Genomic DNA, 15,395 nt, shown 5'->3' on the forward strand with positions numbered 1-15,395 from the left:
GGGGTGGAGCAGCCCGGTAGCTCGTCAGGCTCATAACCTGAAGGCCGCAGGTTCAAATCCTGCCCCCGCAACCAAATACTCAAAAGCCCGCGCGGAGAAATCCGCCGGGCTTTTGGCGTTCTAGACACAGCGCGAACGGGCGAGGGTACGAAGCACCGCGAATATCAGGCGACGTCGGCCGCCTTCGCCCCTTCGTGATCCTGCGCCGAAAGCCAGCTGCGGGTCGCCTCGAGGATCTCGTTCGACAGGGCCGCATCGTCGGTCATCCTGGCCAGGATCAGCGCGCCGATCATGCTCGCCGAGTTGCCGATCGCGGCGCGGCGCTTCTGCTTTTCGTCCAAGCCCGGCGCTATTTTACCCAGGCGCTCGAATTGACGTTTGAGAAACGCTGTCATTTCCGTGCGTGCTCCCTGGGGTTGTCGGCTTACTTCCGTCGCCAGGGCGGCAAGCGGGCAGCCATGTCCGAAATCGTCTCGATGCTCCGCTGAAAGATAGCGCTGTGCGACCGCGGCCAAATCCGTCGACTTTGGCTCGGCTTCTCCCCGGAGTTCGGCCAGGGTCTGGGCAATCAGATCATCCTTGGATTTGAAATAGCCGTAGAAACCGCCATGGGTGAGGCCGGCCGATTTCATGACGTCCGTCACTGTGACAGACTCGAAACCACGCTCCCGGAAAAGCCGGCCAGCCGCCTCCAGAATGGTTCGCTTGTTGTCTTCGACCTGCTGTCGGCTCACGCGCATCACCGTCTCCTAAATTTCGATTGACATTATACATGATGGCCGTCATATATCCAAATACATGATGACCATCATGAATAAATCAAAGGAGCACACCCGATGAGCAAGAAGTCTGCAGTCCTCGTAACCGGTGCTTCCACCGGTATCGGCGCCGTCTACGCGGAGCGATTTGCGCGCCGCGGTCACGATCTCATTCTGGTCGCACGCAATGCGCTGCGCATGGCAGAGCTTGCCGAGCGGCTGCGGAGCGAAACCGGTGTCAATGTCGACGTTCTCCCCGCCGACCTGACGGACGAACAGGATATGGCCAAGGTCGAGCAGCGCCTGCGCGAGGATGAGCGTATTGGTGTTCTGGTCAACAATGCCGGCACATCGATCCCGCGCGGCTTCCTTCAGCAAAAGGGCGAGGACATTTCGAAGCTCATCTCGCTCAATATTACTGCCGTCACCAGGCTGGCCCATGCCGTAGCGCCGCATTTTGCCGAGAGGGGTGAGGGGGCGATCGTCAACATCGCTTCCGTCGTCGGCCTTGCGCCTGAGATGGGCGCCACAGTCTATGGCGCGACGAAGGCATTCGTGCTGTTCCTTTCCCAGGGGCTGAACATCGAGCTGGCGCCCAAGGGCGTCTATGTGCAGGCGGTGCTGCCGGCTGCGACGCGCACCGAGATCTGGGATCACGCGGGCGTCGATGTCGAAACGCTTGCGGGCGTGATGGAGGTCGGCGATCTCGTCGATGCGGCACTGGTCGGCTTTGATCGCCGCGAGTTGGTGACGATCCCGCCGCTGCCGGACGCCGGCCAGTGGCATACGTTCGACGCCGCGCGCCAGGCGATGCTGCCGAATTTCGCACAATCCGAGCCGGCTGAGCGTTATCGGTCGGCTGCCTGATCAAACCGCTGGACGTGGGAGCGGACGACCCTGTCGGCTCCCACGACAATAGGACAGCGAAGCGCTGGCGGGCGACCCGGCGCATTGCTCGTCTTCGCTACCCGCTTCGCACGCTCGTCGACAATGCCCGGACGTTTGCCAAGTGCCCTCGGGCTGGTAGAGATTGAGGATCAAAGATTCGCTACCGCAGCCAGTTGCGCCTGCGGGCGGAAATCCTCCTTCGAAACAATGTTGACCGTGCGAGCGTAATCCGATGAAAAAATTCAACCTGGGAACAACCGATCTCTCCGTTTCATCCGCCGTTCTCGGCCTGATGCGGATCGCCGATCTCAGTGACGACGCCATTGCCCGGCTCTATGGCAAGGCGCGGGACGTCGGCATCAACGTCTTCGATCACGCCGACATTTATGGCGGCGAGCTGCACGCCTGCGAGCGTCGCTTCGGCGATGCGCTCCAGCTGAAGCCTGCCGAGCGCGAACAGATCGTTATCCAGAGCAAGTGCGGGATCCGCCGCGGCTATTTCGATTTCTCCCGCGACCATATTCTCCAATCCGTCGATCGGTCGCTTGCCGCGCTCAAGACCGACTATCTCGATCTCCTTCTGCTGCATCGCCCGGATGCCCTGGTGGAACCGGAAGAAGTGGCCGATGCCTTCGGGCGGTTGCAGGCGGCCGGCAAGGTTCGGCACTTCGGCGTATCCAATCACACTCCGCGGCAGATCGATCTTCTGAAAACCGCCGTGCGCCAGCCGATCGTCGCCAATCAAATCCAGCTCAGCATCGCGCATGCGCCATCGGTCGCCTTCGGTATTGCCGCCAACATGGCGGGCTTGGAGCAGTCGATCGATCGTGACGGCGAGGTCGTCGTCTATTCGCGCATCAACCGCATGACGCTGCAGGCCTGGTCACCGTTCCAGCAGGGTTTCTTCGGCGGCGTCTTCGTCGGCGACGAAAAGAACTTCCCGGAGCTCAACCGGGTGCTCGACGAACTCTCCGGCAAATATGCGGTGTCGCCGTCGGCGATTGCCTATGCGTGGATTGCGCGGCATCCGGCCAATATCCAGGTGGTCCTGGGAACGACGAGCCCGGAACGGCTGGCCGACATCGCGCCCGGCGCGGGTATCACGCTGTCGCGCGAGGACTGGTATCGCCTCTTCACCGCAGCCGGGCACGTGCTCCCCTGATCCCGATCAGGTATACAGAACATGCAAAAGGCCCGCTCGGATCCGAGCGGGCCTTTCTTTTTTGAACGCCACGCGCAGGTCGATCAGCTGCGCGGCTTCAGGTTTTCCGGATCGTAGAGCGGCTTGTAGCCGATACCGACGACTTCGACCGGATAGGTCTCGGCAAAATACTCGACGTTCAGCTTGCGGCCGACCTGGCAATGGGACCAGGGCAGATAGGCGAGTGCGATGTTCTTGCCGATCGTCGGACCATAGGCGATCGAGGTGGTGTAGGAGCGGCGGCCGAGTTCGTCGATCAGCACCTTGCCGGTTTCCGGCTCCATGACCGGCAGGGTGCCGACCGGATAGCGCTTCACGCCGTTCCTGTCGGTGTTCTCAGTCAGGACCAGCGTGCAGAGCATGGCCGGCTGATGCTCGCGCGCCTTGTATTCCAGATGCTTGGCCCTGCCGCGGAAGTCGACGTCCTTGACCTTCGGACGGGCAAGGTCAGCCTCAATCAGGTTGTACTGGGTGAGAAGATCGGCGTTCTGCAGGCGCAGGCTCTTTTCCATACGGCGCGAGTTGGCATAGGTCTCGACGCCGAAGGCCATGACGCCGGTCGAGCGCAGCGCGTCCCAGACGGCGAGGCCGTCCTCGTACTTCATGTGCAGTTCCCAGCCCTGTTCGCCGACATAGGAGATGCGGAAGGCCGTGACTTTTTTGCCGGCGATCTCGATCGGCTTGATGGCAGCGAAGGGGAAGTTCTCGATATCGAGGCCCGAGGGATCGGCCACCACTTTCTTCAGCGTCTGACGGGCGTTCGGCCCCCAGATGCCGATGGTGATGAATTTTTCCGAGACGTCGGTGATTGTGACGTCGAGGCGCCGATCCTCTGCGACACGGCGCATGTACTGGAAGTCGCGCGGGCCGGCATCGGCGCCGTTCACGAGGCGGCAGCGGTCTGCCATGCGGAAGACGGTGAAGTCAGCCCGCACCATGCCCTCATCGTCGAGGAAGTGGGTGTAGATGCCCTTGCCGATATTGCCGTCGCCGCCGATCTTTGCGGCACAAAGCCATTCCAAAAGCTCGACATGGTCAGGACCTTCGATGTCGACCATGTGGAAATGCGAGAGGTTGACGATGCCGCAGTCCTCGCTCATCGCCAGATGCTCGGCGTTGGAAACGCGCCAGAAATGGCGGCTGTCCCACTCGTTTTCGCGCACCGGAACGCGGTCGCCATATTTTTCCAGCAGATGTTCGTTGGCGGCGTAGCCGTGGGCACGCTCCCAGCCGCCGAGCTCCATGAAGTAGCCGCCGAGCTCCTTCTCGCGCTCGTAGAAGGGCGAGCGCTTGACATTGCGGCCGCTGGCATAGGGCTCGCGCGTGTGCACGGCCGGGTAGTAGATCTTCTGCGCCGCCTCGAAGCAGCGGCCCTCGATGAACGTCTCCTCGAGCTGGTGCGGATAGAAGCGGGAATAATCGATCGACGCATGGTCGATCTCGGTGCGCCCGTCCGTCATCCAGTCGGCGATCAGCTTGCCATAGCCGGGACCATCCTTCACCCAGATGGCGACGCAGTACCAGAGGCCGCGCACCTTCTGGCTCTCGCCGCAGGAGGGGCCGCCGGCGGCCGATACCTGCAACAGGCCGTTGAAGGAGTGGCTCTCGTTGTAGCCGAGCTCGCCGAGGATCGGCGTCAGTTCCATCGCGCGCTCGAGCGGCTCGATAATCTGCTCCATCTCGAGATCGCGCTGGGAGGGCGACAGGCGTGCCTCGTGCTTTTCGAGAATGTGCCGGGGATGGCACAGGCGCGGATTGGTGGTCTCGTAATAGCCCCACTCGATCTGGCCGCCCTCGGTGGTCTTCGGGTCGCCGGTGTCGCGCATATAGGCGGAGTTGCCCTGGTCGCGCAAAAGCGGAAAGCCGATTTCCTTGCCGGTGCCTTCGAATTCGTTGTACGGGCCGAAGAAGGTGAGGGGATGGTCGACGGGCATGACGGGCAGGTCCTCGCCGACCATTTCGGCGATCAGGCGGCCCCAGATGCCGGCGCAGACGATGACGTGGTCGGCCATGATCGTGCCGCGATGGGTGACGACACCCTTGATGCGGCCGTTCTCGACAATCAGCGACTTTGCCGGCGTATTGCCGAAGACCTGCAGCTTGCCGGATTTTTCGGCCGCATCGACGAGCTTGCCGGCAACCGTCTGCGAGCGCGGGATGACGAGGCCGGCATCCGGGTCGAACATGCCGCCCATGACCTGATCTTCTTCGATCAGCGGGAACATCTTCTTGATTTCGGCCGGCGAGACATAGTGCGCGCGGGTGCCGAAGGCCTTGGCGGAAGACAGCTTGCGCTTGATCTCCTCCATCCAGACGTCGTCACCGGTGCGCGCAACTTCGAGGCCGCCGATGCGGGCGTAGTGGCCCATCTTTTCGAAGAAGTCGATCGAATACTGCGTCGTCCAGACCGAGAGATAATCGTGGCTGGTGGTGTAGCAGAAGTCCGAGGCGTGCGCGGTCGAGCCGATATCGGTCGGGACGCCCGACTTGTCGATGCCGACGATATCGTCCCAGCCGCGCTCGATCAGGTGATGCGCGATCGAGGCACCCACGATGCCACCCAGCCCGATGATTACGACTTTCGCCTTTTGCGGAAACTCTGCCATTGATTGCGACCCTAGTTGGATTGGATGCCGGATTTTAGGGCTTGATACGCCACGACTAGAGCCTGTCTACGACATAATCATCAAACTGCACGACCAGAGCCGAGCAATCTGTGGATCGTCGAACGAGAGCTAGCGGGACGGTCATGCCACTGATTTCGTGAGAAAAAGCGCCGAGGAGCATTGAAGCGATTTCTCTTAGCATACAGAAGAAGCGGGCGCATTCGAATGCGTCATCGCGTGGGGCACGAATGTCGGTCTTGCGGCGCCGCCGCCGCCTCCGGTGCAGGTGATCTACCTGGGGTGTCCCCGCATCCTCTGCGACCTGGCGATCACGGTGCGGCGCCGAAGAAGGTCAGGCGACTGAAGAGCACGTAGTTTGATTCCGAGACCATCAGGGCAACGAAGACCAGCACCAGCAGCGGCGGCAGCAGGATCGCGTAGATCAGTGCCAGCCGCTCCCAAGCCATGTGCATGAAGATCGCCACGATGAGGCCTGCCTTCAGCATCATGAAGATCATGATCAGCGACCATCTGAGATAGCCCTGCAGCCCGACATAATCGACGAGATAGGAAAAGGTGCTGAGCACGAAGAGGAGCAACCAGACGACCAGATAGAGGCCGATCGGATGCTGCTGATGCGTCTGTGCGTGGCCTTCCGCCTTTGCCGTCGGTGCCGTCTCCGTGTGTATCGTCGTTTCAGCCATGGCTATGCCTCACCACAGATAAAAGAATGCAAAGATGAACACCCAGACGAGGTCGACGAAGTGCCAGTAAAGGCCAGTGATCTCGACGATCTCGTATTGACCTCTTCGGCTCGTGAAGAAGCCGCGTCGTTCCGTGTCGAAGTCGCCGCGCCAGACCTTGCGGGCGATGATCAGCAGGAAGATGACGCCGATGGTGACGTGGGTGCCGTGGAAACCGGTGATCATGAAGAAGGTCGAGCCGAATTGGGGAGCTCCCCACGGGTTGCCCCAGGGGCGCACGCCCTCGGTGATCAGCTTGGTCCACTCGAAGGCCTGCATGCCGACGAAGGTGGCGCCGAAAAGGGCGGTCAACACCATGAGGAGTGCCGTCTTCCTGCGATCACGCCGGTAGCCGAAATTGACGGCCATGGCCATGGTGCCGCTCGAGGTGATCAGCACGAAGGTCATGATGGCGATGAGGATCAGCGGCACATCGGAGCCGCCGATGTGCAGCGCGAAGACCTCGCTCGGATTGGGCCAGGGAACGGCAGTCGACATGCGCGCCGACATGTAGGCGATGAGGAAACAACCGAAGATGAAGGTGTCGCTCAGGAGAAAGATCCACATCATGGCCTTACCCCAGGAGACGTTCTTGAACGTCCGCTGGTCGGAGGCCCAGTCGGCGGCGAAACCGGCAAGTCCCGCCGGGCGGTGGAGCGGCTCTCTGACAGGCGAGTGTGTCTCGACGGACATGCCTTGACTCCTTAGGTCAAGAGTTGCCGGCAGAGCTCGACGAAGTCGTTGGCCCAGCCGGAAAAGAGCGCGAAAAGTACCAGCCATACGGCCAGCATGAAATGCCAGTAGGTGGCGCAGAGCGTGATCGACAGCACCGCCCTTTCGCCGAGCGGTGCTCCGCGCGTCTTCAAGATCACGCGGCTGACTGCGAAGAGCCCGCCGAGGATGTGCAGGCCATGCATGCCTGTGATCATGTAGAAGAAGCTGTTGGCCGGGTTGTCGGCGAGCAGAAAGCCGGCGTCCGTCAGTTCGCGCCAGGCGAAGACCTGGCCGGCGAGGAAGGCCAGCCCCGCGGCAAGCGCGGCGATCACGGCCGTGCGGCTCGCTTCGTCACGGTGGTGTTCGGCCGTCACCCGTGCAGCGTGGAGCAGCAGGCTTCCGAGACCGAGGATGGCTGTGTTCAGCCACAGGATCTTCGGCATCGGCGTCGACCACCAGTCGGTGGAGGCCATGCGCATGAAATAGGCGCTGATGAAAAGCGAGAAGAGCGCGGCGACGACGGCGAGAAAGACGCCTAGGCCTATTTTTGCGGGTGGGATCGAAGGCCGGCCATCTGGACGCGGGTCAAAGGCGTGACCGACCTCCAGCCAGGGTTTTGAGAAGAGCCGCTGACGGCTGAGCCACCAGCCGGCGATTGTGAGAACCACGGCCAGCAGGATCAAGGCGACGTTCATGAGGCGCCCTCCGGTACATGACCTGCCGAACCCGGCTGGTTCTGCGGGATGAAGTCCTCGGCCGCTCCGGGCACGCTGTAATCATACGCCCAACGGTAGACGACCGGCAGCTCCTTCCAGTTGCCGTGGCGCGGCGGCGTCTCCGGCGTCTGCCATTCGAGCGTCGTTGCTCGCCAAGGGTTGCCGCCGGCCTCGCGTCCGTGGCGGATGCTCCAAACGAGGTTGAAGAGGAAGACAATCTGCGCGGCGCCGACGATCAGGGCCATGATGGTGATGAATTCGTTCAGTGTGTGGGCGGAGGCCGGAACGAAGGCGGTTTCGCCCATCTCGTGATACCGGCGCGGCATCCCGATGAGGCCGAGATAGTGCATCGGGAAGAAGATCAGATAAGCGCCGACGAAGGTGACCCAGAAATGGATCTGCCCCATTATCTCGTTGAGCATGCGGCCGGTGATCTTCGGATACCAATGATAGATCGCGCCGAAGATGACGAGGATCGGCGCCACGCCCATGACCATATGGAAATGCGCAACGACGAACATCGTGTCGGAGAGAGGCACGTCGACGACGACGTTGCCGAGGAAGAGGCCGGTCAGCCCGCCATTGACGAAGGTGACGATGAAGGCGAGTGCAAACAGCATCGGCAGCGTCAGGTGGATGTCGCCGCGCCAGAGCGTCAGCACCCAGTTATAGACCTTGATCGCCGTCGGCACCGCGATGATCAGCGTGGTCGTCGCGAAGAAGAAGCCGAAATAGGGGTTCATGCCGCTGACATACATGTGGTGCGCCCAGACGATGAAGGAGAGCGCACCGATGATGACGATCGCCCAGACCATCATGCGGTAGCCGAAGATGTTCTTGCGGGCGTGGGTGCTGATGAGATCAGACACGATGCCGAAGGCGGGCAGCGCGACGATATAGACTTCCGGGTGGCCGAAGAACCAGAAGAGGTGCTGGAACAGGATCGGGCTGCCGCCGCCGTGCTGCAGCTGCTCGCCCATCTCGACGATCGCCGGCATGAAGAAGCTGGTGCCGAGCACCCGGTCGAACAGCATCATGACGCAGGCGACGAAGAGAGCCGGGAAGGCAAGCAACGCCATGACCGTCGCGGTGAAGATGCCCCAGACGGTGAGCGGCATGCGCATCAACGTCATGCCGCGCGTGCGCCCCTGCAGCACGGTGACGACATAGTTGAGGCCGCCCATGGTGAAGCCGATGATGAAGAGGATGAGCGAGGAGAGCATCAGGATGATGCCCCAGTCCTTGCCTCCGGGCGTGCCCGAGAGAACCGCCTGGGGCGGGTAGAGCGTCCAGCCGGCGCCGGTCGGCCCTCCGGGTGCGAAGAAGCTGGCGACGAGGACGAGCACGGCGAGCAGATAGAGCCAGTAGCTCAGCATGTTGGCATAGGGGAACACCATGTCGCGCGCGCCGAGCATCAGCGGGATCAGGTAGTTGCCAAAGCCGCCGAGGAAGAGGGCGGTCAGGAGGTAGATCACCATGATCATGCCGTGCATTGTGATGAACTGGTAATAGCGCTCGGCATCGATGAAGGCGAAGGCGCCCGGGAAGCCGAGCTGCAGCCGCATCAGCCACGAAAGCACCAGGGCGACCATGCCGATGGCGATCGCGGTCGAGGCATATTGCACGGCGATGATCTTGGCATCCTGGCTGAAGACGTAGCGTGTCCACCAGCTATGGGGATGATAGAGCTCGACGTCCTCCACTTCCGCGGGGCCAATTTGTTCGCCCGTGCCATGCCTGATGTCGACCATCTGCGAAAACCTCCCAACACCGGATCATTTCGATCCAACGCTTTGAACCACGCAATTCCGGACACCAACGCTGGAATTGCTTTCGCTCACGGGCGGGATGCGGGCGGAAAACCGCAACCACTTTTCCTCATCCCGCTCTCGCCGTCGGGGCGCTTCTTACTGCGCCGGGGCGGCATTTCCTGCCTGCGCCGTTTCTTTCGTCCCTGCCTTTGCCTGCAGCTGCGAGAAGGTCTGCTGCTGTGAAAGCCAGGCCTGGTAGTCGGCGGCACTGTCGACGACGACGGTGCCGCGCATCTGCGGGTGACCGACGCCGCAGAGTTCTGCACAAAGCACCTCGAAGGTGCCTGTGCGGGTCGGTGTCAGCCAGAAATAGGTGACCATGCCCGGCACCATGTCCATCTTGGCGCGGAACTCCGGCACGTAGAAATCATGCAGTACATCGACGGAGCGCAAGAGGATCTTGACCGGCTTGCCGATTTCCAGATGCAGCTCACCGCCTTCGATGACGACATCGTCAAGCGCCGCTGCGTCATTGCGGTTGAGGCCGAGCGAATTTTCCGGCGTGATGTCGCGGGTCTCGGAGGTGCCGAGCTTGCCGTCGGTGCCTGGGAGCCGGAAGCTCCACAACCATTGCTGGCCGATGACCTCGACCTCGGCTGCACCGTCGGGCACGGTCACGAACTGGTGCCAGACGAAAAGACCGGGGGTGAGCATGGCGGCGACGCCGAGCGTCGTGCCGCCGGCAAGCCACCCTTCGAGCTTCCTGTTTTCCGGTTCATAGGCCGCCCGGTTTCCCGGGCGATGCCGAAAACGGAGAACGCAATAGGCCATGAAAAGCACGACGGCGACGAAGACGACGCCGGTAATCCAGAAGGTGATGATGAGCGTATTGTCTATGTAATTCCAGTTGGACGCGATCGGCGTCCACCACCAAGGGCTCAACAGATGGAACAACACCGACCCGACGGCCAACAAAACCAGAATAACTACCACGGCCATTTCTGTCCCTCCTTGCCGCTGGCGGCTGTGGGAATGAATACGCAATCCGTAGAGCTCTCACTGCAATTATTACACGAACGTGAAATAGTCGCAATTCGGCGTGTGGCGACGAACTGCGCTTGGGTCTCATCTTTCCCGGCTATTGCGAATACTGCTTGAGATAGGCAATGAGGTTCGAGATGTCCGTGTCGTCCTTCAGTCCGGCAAAGGCCATCTTCGTGCCCTTTATCTTGGTCCGGGGATTGTGCAGATAGTCGCGCAGATGCGCCTCGTCCCAGACGAGCCCACCCTTGCCGGCATCGATCATCGCCGGGGAGTAGCTGAAGTCGGCATGGGTGCCGGCCGTTCGCCCGAACAGGTGGTTGAGTGATGGCCCAACCTTGTTGGTATCGCTGTCAGCAACATGACAGACAGCGCATTTCTTGAAGACTGTGGCTCCGGCTGCGGCATCGCCCTCTTGCGAGAGGGCTGCGAACGGACAGAGCATCGTTGTCGAAAAGGCAAGGGCAACAACAAAAACTCGCATGACACTTCCTCAAAATCGCCGGGCGCAGGCAAGGAAGGCTATCGTCAATCTGTCGTCTTGGCGGTGCTTGCTTCTCTTAAGTTGGCGCCACGGGCGGTTGATACTTGCGACACCGAAACGGTACGCCTCGTCCTCAGGAAGTCAACCGGCGGAGCCGGCCAGTTCGCCGGCTCCGCCTAAATTCTCACCATGATAGGTGCAGGCAATCAGACGCGATTGCCGTCGGCGTTGAAGAAGTGCAACCGTTCGACCGGCAGACGCACGGGAAGCGTGCCTGAGGCGTTCAGGAACCTGCGGTCGTTGGTAAAGGCCTTGAAGCCGGCGTGGCCGAAGGAAAGATGCAGGATGATGCCGAAGCCGGTCGGCTCGACCAGATCGACGTTGGCCTTCAGCACGTCGGGTCCTTCGACGCCGATCTCCACGTGTTCCGGCCGGATGCCGAGGGTGGCGCGGGCGCCGTCCGCCAGAGCCGGATGCGGCTGTGCCGGGATGGTGACGCCGCCTTCCGTCTCGAAGCGCGGGGCGGTGCCGTTGCGGTAGGTGCCTTCGAAGAAGTTCATGCCGGGCGAGCCGATGAAGCCGGCGACGAAGAGGTTGGCGGGCCGATCGTAGAGATCAAGCGGGCTGCCGACCTGCTGCACGAAGCCGCCGTTCATGGCGACGATGCGGTCGGCGAGCGTCATTGCTTCGATCTGGTCGTGGGTGACGTAGATCGAGGTCGCGCCGAGATCCTTGTGCAGCTTCTTGATCTCGGCCCGCATCTGTTCGCGCAGGCGCGCATCGAGGTTCGACAGCGGCTCGTCGAACAAAAAGGCCTTGGGCTCGCGCACGATGGCCCGGCCCATGGCGACGCGCTGGCGCTGGCCGCCGGAGAGTGCGCGCGGCCGGCGTTCGAGCAGCGGATCCAGGCCGAGCTTGGCGGCGGCCCCTGAAACGATGCTCGCGATCTTCTCCTTGGCCGTCTTCCGGAGCCTGAGGCTATAGCTCATGTTCTTGGCGACGGACATATGCGGATAGAGCGCATAGGACTGGAACACCATGGCGATGTCGCGGTCCTTCGGCGCCAGCTCGTTGACGCGTTTTCCCGCGATGCGGATCTCGCCCGAGGTGACGCTTTCAAGCCCGGCGATCATACGCAGAAGCGTAGACTTGCCGCAGCCGGAGGGGCCGACGAGCACGACGAATTCGCCGTCGCCGATCTTCAGGTCGACATCGTGCAGGACCGGGTGGATGCCGTAGGATTTCTGGATGTTGGCGATATCGATGGAAGCCATGAGAGCAATCCTCAGCCTTTGACCGCGCCGGCCGTGAGGCCCTGGACGAGATAACGTTGAATGAGCAGGAAGAAGAGGCAGGCGGGGATGAGTGCGAGCACGCCGGCCGCCATCATCTGCCCGAAGTCGACGGAGAACTTCGACACGAAGGACAGCAATCCAACGGGGAAAGTCGCCTGGTCGTTGCCGGAGATCAGCATCAGCGAGAACAGAAGTTCGCTCCAGGCGGCGGTGAAGACGAAGCCGAGGGTTGCGGCAATGCCGGGCAGCGTCAGCGGCAGGATGATCTGGCGGAAGGCGACGAATTGGGTGGCGCCGTCGATCATCGCCGCCTCTTCCAGGTCCTTCGGAATGCCATCGAAGAAGGACTGCATCAGGAAGGTGGCAAACGGCACGTTGAAGGCGGTGTAGACGATGACGAGCCCGGTCAGGCTGTTGGTGAGGCCGAGCGGCGAGAGGATCTTGAAGATCGGCGCCACCAGCATCACCAGCGGGAACATCTGGGTCAGCAGCATCAGCGCCACCAGCCAGTATTTGCCGCGGAAATTGAAGCGCGACAGCGCATAGCCCGAGAGCGAGGCGAGGATGGTGACGATAACGGCGGTGGAGCCGGAGACGATCAGGCTGTTCTTGAAGAACACCGGAAAGGCGCTGTGGCGGAGCACGAAATCGAAATGCTCGAGGCTGGCGCGCGACGGCCACATTCGAATGCCTTCCGAGTAGAGCAGGTCGTTGGGCGTGACTGCAACCTTCAGCAGCCAATAGAGCGGGAAGAGCGCGAAGGCGATGTAGGCAAGGATTGCCGATCGGTGCGCGATCATGAGGAAAAGCGGTTTGGCGCGCATCGGTCTCAATCCTTGCTCAACAGCCATTGCCGCAGGATGACGATCAGCATCGAATAGGCGAGCAGCAGTGCCAGAAGCACGAGCGCGATCGCCGAGGCGTAACCGAAATCCAGCCGCTTGAAGGCCTGGGTGAAGATATAGCTGGCGACGATCTGGGTGCGGTCGGCCGGTCCGCCATTGGTCATGACGATGATCAGATCGGCGAAGTTCGAGATCCAGACGGTGCGCAAGAGGATGGTGATGGCAATCGTCGGCGCCAGGAAGGGCAGCGTGATCGAGAGAAAACGCTGCACCGGGCCGGCGCCATCGATGCTGGCGGCCTCATAGAGGTCGCGCGGGATCGCCTGAAGCGCTGCGAGCAGCGTGATGGCGAAGAAGGGAATGCCCCACCAGACATTGGCGATGATCGGGCCCCACATCGCAAGCTGCGGATCGGAGAGAATGTTGTTCGGCTCGCTCATGATGCCGAGGCCAAAGAGCCAATGCGGCAAGGGGCCGACGACCGGGTTGAACAGCCAGGCCCAGTTGAGGCCGGCAAGAAAGCTCGGCACCGCCCAGGGCAGGAAGACGAGCGCCTGGGCAAGGCCGCGGCCATAGAAGGGCTTGTCGAGCAGCAGCGCCAGGATCAGGCCGAAGACGAACTGGAAGAAGACCGAAGCGCCGGTCCACCACAGCGTATTGCGCAGCGCCCGATAGAAGGCCTGGTCTTCGGACAGCGCCCGGAAATGATCAAGCCCGATATAGGCACCGGAGAACGGGTTCAGAAGCTGGATATCGCGGAAGGCGTAGGAGACGCCAAGCACCAGCGGCACCAGCATCACGGTGACGATCAGGATCAGCGCCGGCGCGCTATAGAGATAGGGCGCGGCGCCATCGGCGATGCGCTTCTTCAGCGGCGTCCGGCTTGCCGGCAGGCCGCTTTGGCGGGCGACATGGTCCATCGATCGAAATTCCCCTGTGTGGCCGCCGGTTTTTTCGACGTGCCGCGTTTTCGTTCAGTTGGAGCGGGATGCGGACGGAGACCACGCACACGTCATTCCGCTCAAGATCATGAGGGCCGGCGACGGCGAGCCGCCGCCGGCCGAAGGCTTATTTCTTGCTGGCGAGGAACTTCTGCTGCGCCTTGGTCAGGTAGTCGGCCCACTGGTTGGCGAGCTCTTCCGGCGTGATGTCGCCGAGCAGGGCTTCCTGCGTCGTCTTGATGGCGAGCGAATCCTTGAAGAAGGCGAATTCTTCGAGGTAGGTCGGCATCACCGTCAACACGACGTCCTTGTCGGCAAGCTCGTCGAACCAGCCCTTGAACTGTGCGCTGGCATAGAAGGGATCCTTCTCCGCCGACTTGTGCACCGGCAGTGCGCCGGTACGCTTGTTCCACTCGATGTTGCCTTCCGGCCCTTCGAGCGTCTCGATCAGCTTCCAGGAGAGGTCCTTGTTCTGGCTTGCCGACAACATCGACCAGCCGGCAAAGCCGATGGTGGTGAACGCCTTGCCGCTCGGGCCCTTCGGCATGGTGGTGACGCCGAAATCTTCCGACTTCATGCGCTCGGCAATGGCGATCAGCGCGTCCGGATCCTGGTCGAGGAAGGCGCAGGTGCCGCTGTAGAAACCGGCGACGATTTCGTTAAAGCCCCAGTTGACGCTGTCCTTCGGGGCCAGCCCCTTCTTGTAAAGGTCGATCACCCAGGTCAGGCCCTTGACCCAGCCTTCGCTGTTCATGGTCGAGGTGCCGTCCTCGTTGAAGAAGGTGTTGCTGCCGGCCATGGTTGCGCCGAACATCACCCAGCCGTTGAGGCCACCCGGGCCGCCGCGCAGGCAGTAGCCGGACTTGCCCGGAAGCTTCGAGACGGCTTCAGACGCCTTGACGAAATCGTCCATGGTCTTCGGCGGCTCGCTGACGCCAGCTTCCGACAAGAGCTTCTTGTTGTAGAACATCGCGCGCAGATAGAAGCCGTAGGGCAGCATATAGGCGGTGTCGTTGACGTCGCGGCCGAGTTCGAGCGCGCGTTCCGTCAGGCCGCCCGTGTGCTCCCACTTGGCGAGGTAGGGCTCCAGGCTTTCGAGCATGCCGTTGTTGGCATAGAGCGACAGCCAGGTGTCGGGCATTTCCATCACATCAGGCAATTCGCCGGCCGAAACCATGGTCGCGAACTTCTGGAAAGCTTCGCCCCAGGGCAAGGAGATGATCTCGACGGTCGTGCCGGGGTTGGCGGCCTCGAACTTGGCGACGATCGACTTCAGCGTCTCGGTGCGCTCGGGGCTGGTGATGACCTCGACCAGTTTCAGCTTGGTGTCGGCGAGCGCGCTTCCGGCCATCAGGCTGGCAAGAAGCGTGGCAGTGATCAGTTTCTTCATTTTTGTTCCCTCTTTTCTTCGT

At 61.7% G+C, this 15,395-nt stretch carries 14 protein-coding genes; 2 read left to right on the forward strand and 12 right to left on the reverse strand.

All coding sequences use genetic code 11. The annotated features are described in order from the left end of the window. Positions 1 to 164 precede the first annotated feature (164 nt). Positions 165 to 740 (reverse strand): TetR/AcrR family transcriptional regulator, encoded by a 576-nt coding sequence (locus V7S54_RS28115; protein WP_065374446.1) that lies wholly within the window; start codon positions 738 to 740, stop codon positions 165 to 167. A gap of 96 nt (positions 741 to 836) precedes the next feature. On the opposite strand from V7S54_RS28115, the gene V7S54_RS28120 reads away from it, so the two are divergent. Further along, positions 837 to 1,625 carry an SDR family NAD(P)-dependent oxidoreductase gene (locus V7S54_RS28120; protein WP_065374445.1) on the forward strand — a complete coding sequence of 263 codons (789 nt, stop codon included), beginning with the start codon at positions 837 to 839 and terminating at the stop codon, positions 1,623 to 1,625. Between the two features lie 253 nt (positions 1,626 to 1,878). Next, on the forward strand, positions 1,879 to 2,808 hold the full coding sequence (locus V7S54_RS28125; protein WP_065374444.1) for an aldo/keto reductase: 930 nt from the start codon (positions 1,879 to 1,881) through the stop codon (positions 2,806 to 2,808). Between the two features lie 83 nt (positions 2,809 to 2,891). On the opposite strand, the gene V7S54_RS28130 is transcribed toward V7S54_RS28125, so the two are convergent. From V7S54_RS28130 to V7S54_RS28180, 11 genes are all read right to left on the reverse strand, one after another. Next, on the reverse strand, positions 2,892 to 5,453 hold the full coding sequence (locus tag V7S54_RS28130; RefSeq protein ID WP_065374443.1) for a GcvT family protein: 2,562 nt from the start codon (positions 5,451 to 5,453) through the stop codon (positions 2,892 to 2,894). Between the two features lie 329 nt (positions 5,454 to 5,782). Beyond that, positions 5,783 to 6,157: a cytochrome C oxidase subunit IV family protein gene (locus V7S54_RS28135; protein ID WP_065374442.1), complete on the reverse strand. Its 375-nt coding sequence runs from the start codon at positions 6,155 to 6,157 to the stop codon at positions 5,783 to 5,785. Positions 6,158 to 6,166: 9 nt separating this feature from the next. Continuing rightward, positions 6,167 to 6,889 (reverse strand): heme-copper oxidase subunit III family protein, encoded by a 723-nt coding sequence (locus V7S54_RS28140; protein WP_065374441.1) that lies wholly within the window; start codon positions 6,887 to 6,889, stop codon positions 6,167 to 6,169. Positions 6,890 to 6,900: 11 nt separating this feature from the next. Further along, complete coding sequence (locus V7S54_RS28145; RefSeq protein WP_065374440.1) at positions 6,901 to 7,605, reverse strand: cytochrome c oxidase subunit 3; 705 nt, start codon at positions 7,603 to 7,605, stop codon at positions 6,901 to 6,903. After that, on the reverse strand, positions 7,602 to 9,377 hold the full coding sequence (gene ctaD, locus V7S54_RS28150; RefSeq protein WP_065374439.1) for a cytochrome c oxidase subunit I: 1,776 nt from the start codon (positions 9,375 to 9,377) through the stop codon (positions 7,602 to 7,604). The genes V7S54_RS28145 and ctaD overlap by 4 nt, the downstream gene beginning before the upstream one ends. A 156-nt stretch (positions 9,378 to 9,533) precedes the next feature. After that, positions 9,534 to 10,376 (reverse strand): cytochrome c oxidase subunit II, encoded by an 843-nt coding sequence (locus V7S54_RS28155; RefSeq protein WP_065374438.1) that lies wholly within the window; start codon positions 10,374 to 10,376, stop codon positions 9,534 to 9,536. 139 nt (positions 10,377 to 10,515) lie between these two features. Further along, positions 10,516 to 10,902: a c-type cytochrome gene (locus tag V7S54_RS28160; protein WP_065374437.1), complete on the reverse strand. Its 387-nt coding sequence runs from the start codon at positions 10,900 to 10,902 to the stop codon at positions 10,516 to 10,518. Between the two features lie 206 nt (positions 10,903 to 11,108). Next, positions 11,109 to 12,176: an ABC transporter ATP-binding protein gene (locus V7S54_RS28165; RefSeq protein WP_065374436.1), complete on the reverse strand. Its 1,068-nt coding sequence runs from the start codon at positions 12,174 to 12,176 to the stop codon at positions 11,109 to 11,111. 11 nt (positions 12,177 to 12,187) lie between these two features. Next, positions 12,188 to 13,021, reverse strand: a complete 834-nt coding sequence (locus V7S54_RS28170) for a carbohydrate ABC transporter permease (RefSeq protein WP_057248981.1) — start codon at positions 13,019 to 13,021, stop codon at positions 12,188 to 12,190. Positions 13,022 to 13,026: 5 nt separating this feature from the next. Continuing rightward, entirely contained in the window at positions 13,027 to 13,962 is a 936-nt protein-coding gene (locus tag V7S54_RS28175) for a carbohydrate ABC transporter permease (RefSeq protein ID WP_065374435.1), read from the reverse strand. 148 nt (positions 13,963 to 14,110) lie between these two features. Continuing rightward, positions 14,111 to 15,373: an ABC transporter substrate-binding protein gene (locus V7S54_RS28180; RefSeq protein ID WP_065374434.1), complete on the reverse strand. Its 1,263-nt coding sequence runs from the start codon at positions 15,371 to 15,373 to the stop codon at positions 14,111 to 14,113. Positions 15,374 to 15,395 lie beyond the last annotated feature (22 nt).

The sequence above is a fragment of the Ensifer sp. CCNWLY38 genome (genome assembly GCF_037120565.1).
GTDB classification, from domain to species: domain Bacteria; phylum Pseudomonadota; class Alphaproteobacteria; order Rhizobiales; family Rhizobiaceae; genus Ensifer; species Ensifer adhaerens_H.

Bases quoted from the DNA above. Each gene is read 5' to 3' on its own strand.
- V7S54_RS28115 (WP_065374446.1), bottom strand. From the start codon at position 740: ATGCGCGTGAGCCGACAGCAGGTCGAAGACAACAAGCGAACCATTCTG.
- V7S54_RS28175 (WP_065374435.1), bottom strand. From the start codon at position 13,962: ATGGACCATGTCGCCCGCCAAAGCGGCCTGCCGGCAAGCCGGACGCCG.
- V7S54_RS28130 (WP_065374443.1), bottom strand. From the start codon at position 5,453: ATGGCAGAGTTTCCGCAAAAGGCGAAAGTCGTAATCATCGGGCTGGGT.
- ctaD (WP_065374439.1), bottom strand. From the start codon at position 9,377: ATGGTCGACATCAGGCATGGCACGGGCGAACAAATTGGCCCCGCGGAA.
- V7S54_RS28140 (WP_065374441.1), bottom strand. From the start codon at position 6,889: ATGTCCGTCGAGACACACTCGCCTGTCAGAGAGCCGCTCCACCGCCCG.
- V7S54_RS28125 (WP_065374444.1), top strand. From the start codon at position 1,879: ATGAAAAAATTCAACCTGGGAACAACCGATCTCTCCGTTTCATCCGCC.
- V7S54_RS28165 (WP_065374436.1), bottom strand. From the start codon at position 12,176: ATGGCTTCCATCGATATCGCCAACATCCAGAAATCCTACGGCATCCAC.
- V7S54_RS28180 (WP_065374434.1), bottom strand. From the start codon at position 15,373: ATGAAGAAACTGATCACTGCCACGCTTCTTGCCAGCCTGATGGCCGGA.
- V7S54_RS28120 (WP_065374445.1), top strand. From the start codon at position 837: ATGAGCAAGAAGTCTGCAGTCCTCGTAACCGGTGCTTCCACCGGTATC.
- V7S54_RS28145 (WP_065374440.1), bottom strand. From the start codon at position 7,605: ATGAACGTCGCCTTGATCCTGCTGGCCGTGGTTCTCACAATCGCCGGC.
- V7S54_RS28135 (WP_065374442.1), bottom strand. From the start codon at position 6,157: ATGGCTGAAACGACGATACACACGGAGACGGCACCGACGGCAAAGGCG.
- V7S54_RS28160 (WP_065374437.1), bottom strand. From the start codon at position 10,902: ATGCGAGTTTTTGTTGTTGCCCTTGCCTTTTCGACAACGATGCTCTGT.
- V7S54_RS28170 (WP_057248981.1), bottom strand. From the start codon at position 13,021: ATGCGCGCCAAACCGCTTTTCCTCATGATCGCGCACCGATCGGCAATC.
- V7S54_RS28155 (WP_065374438.1), bottom strand. From the start codon at position 10,376: ATGGCCGTGGTAGTTATTCTGGTTTTGTTGGCCGTCGGGTCGGTGTTG.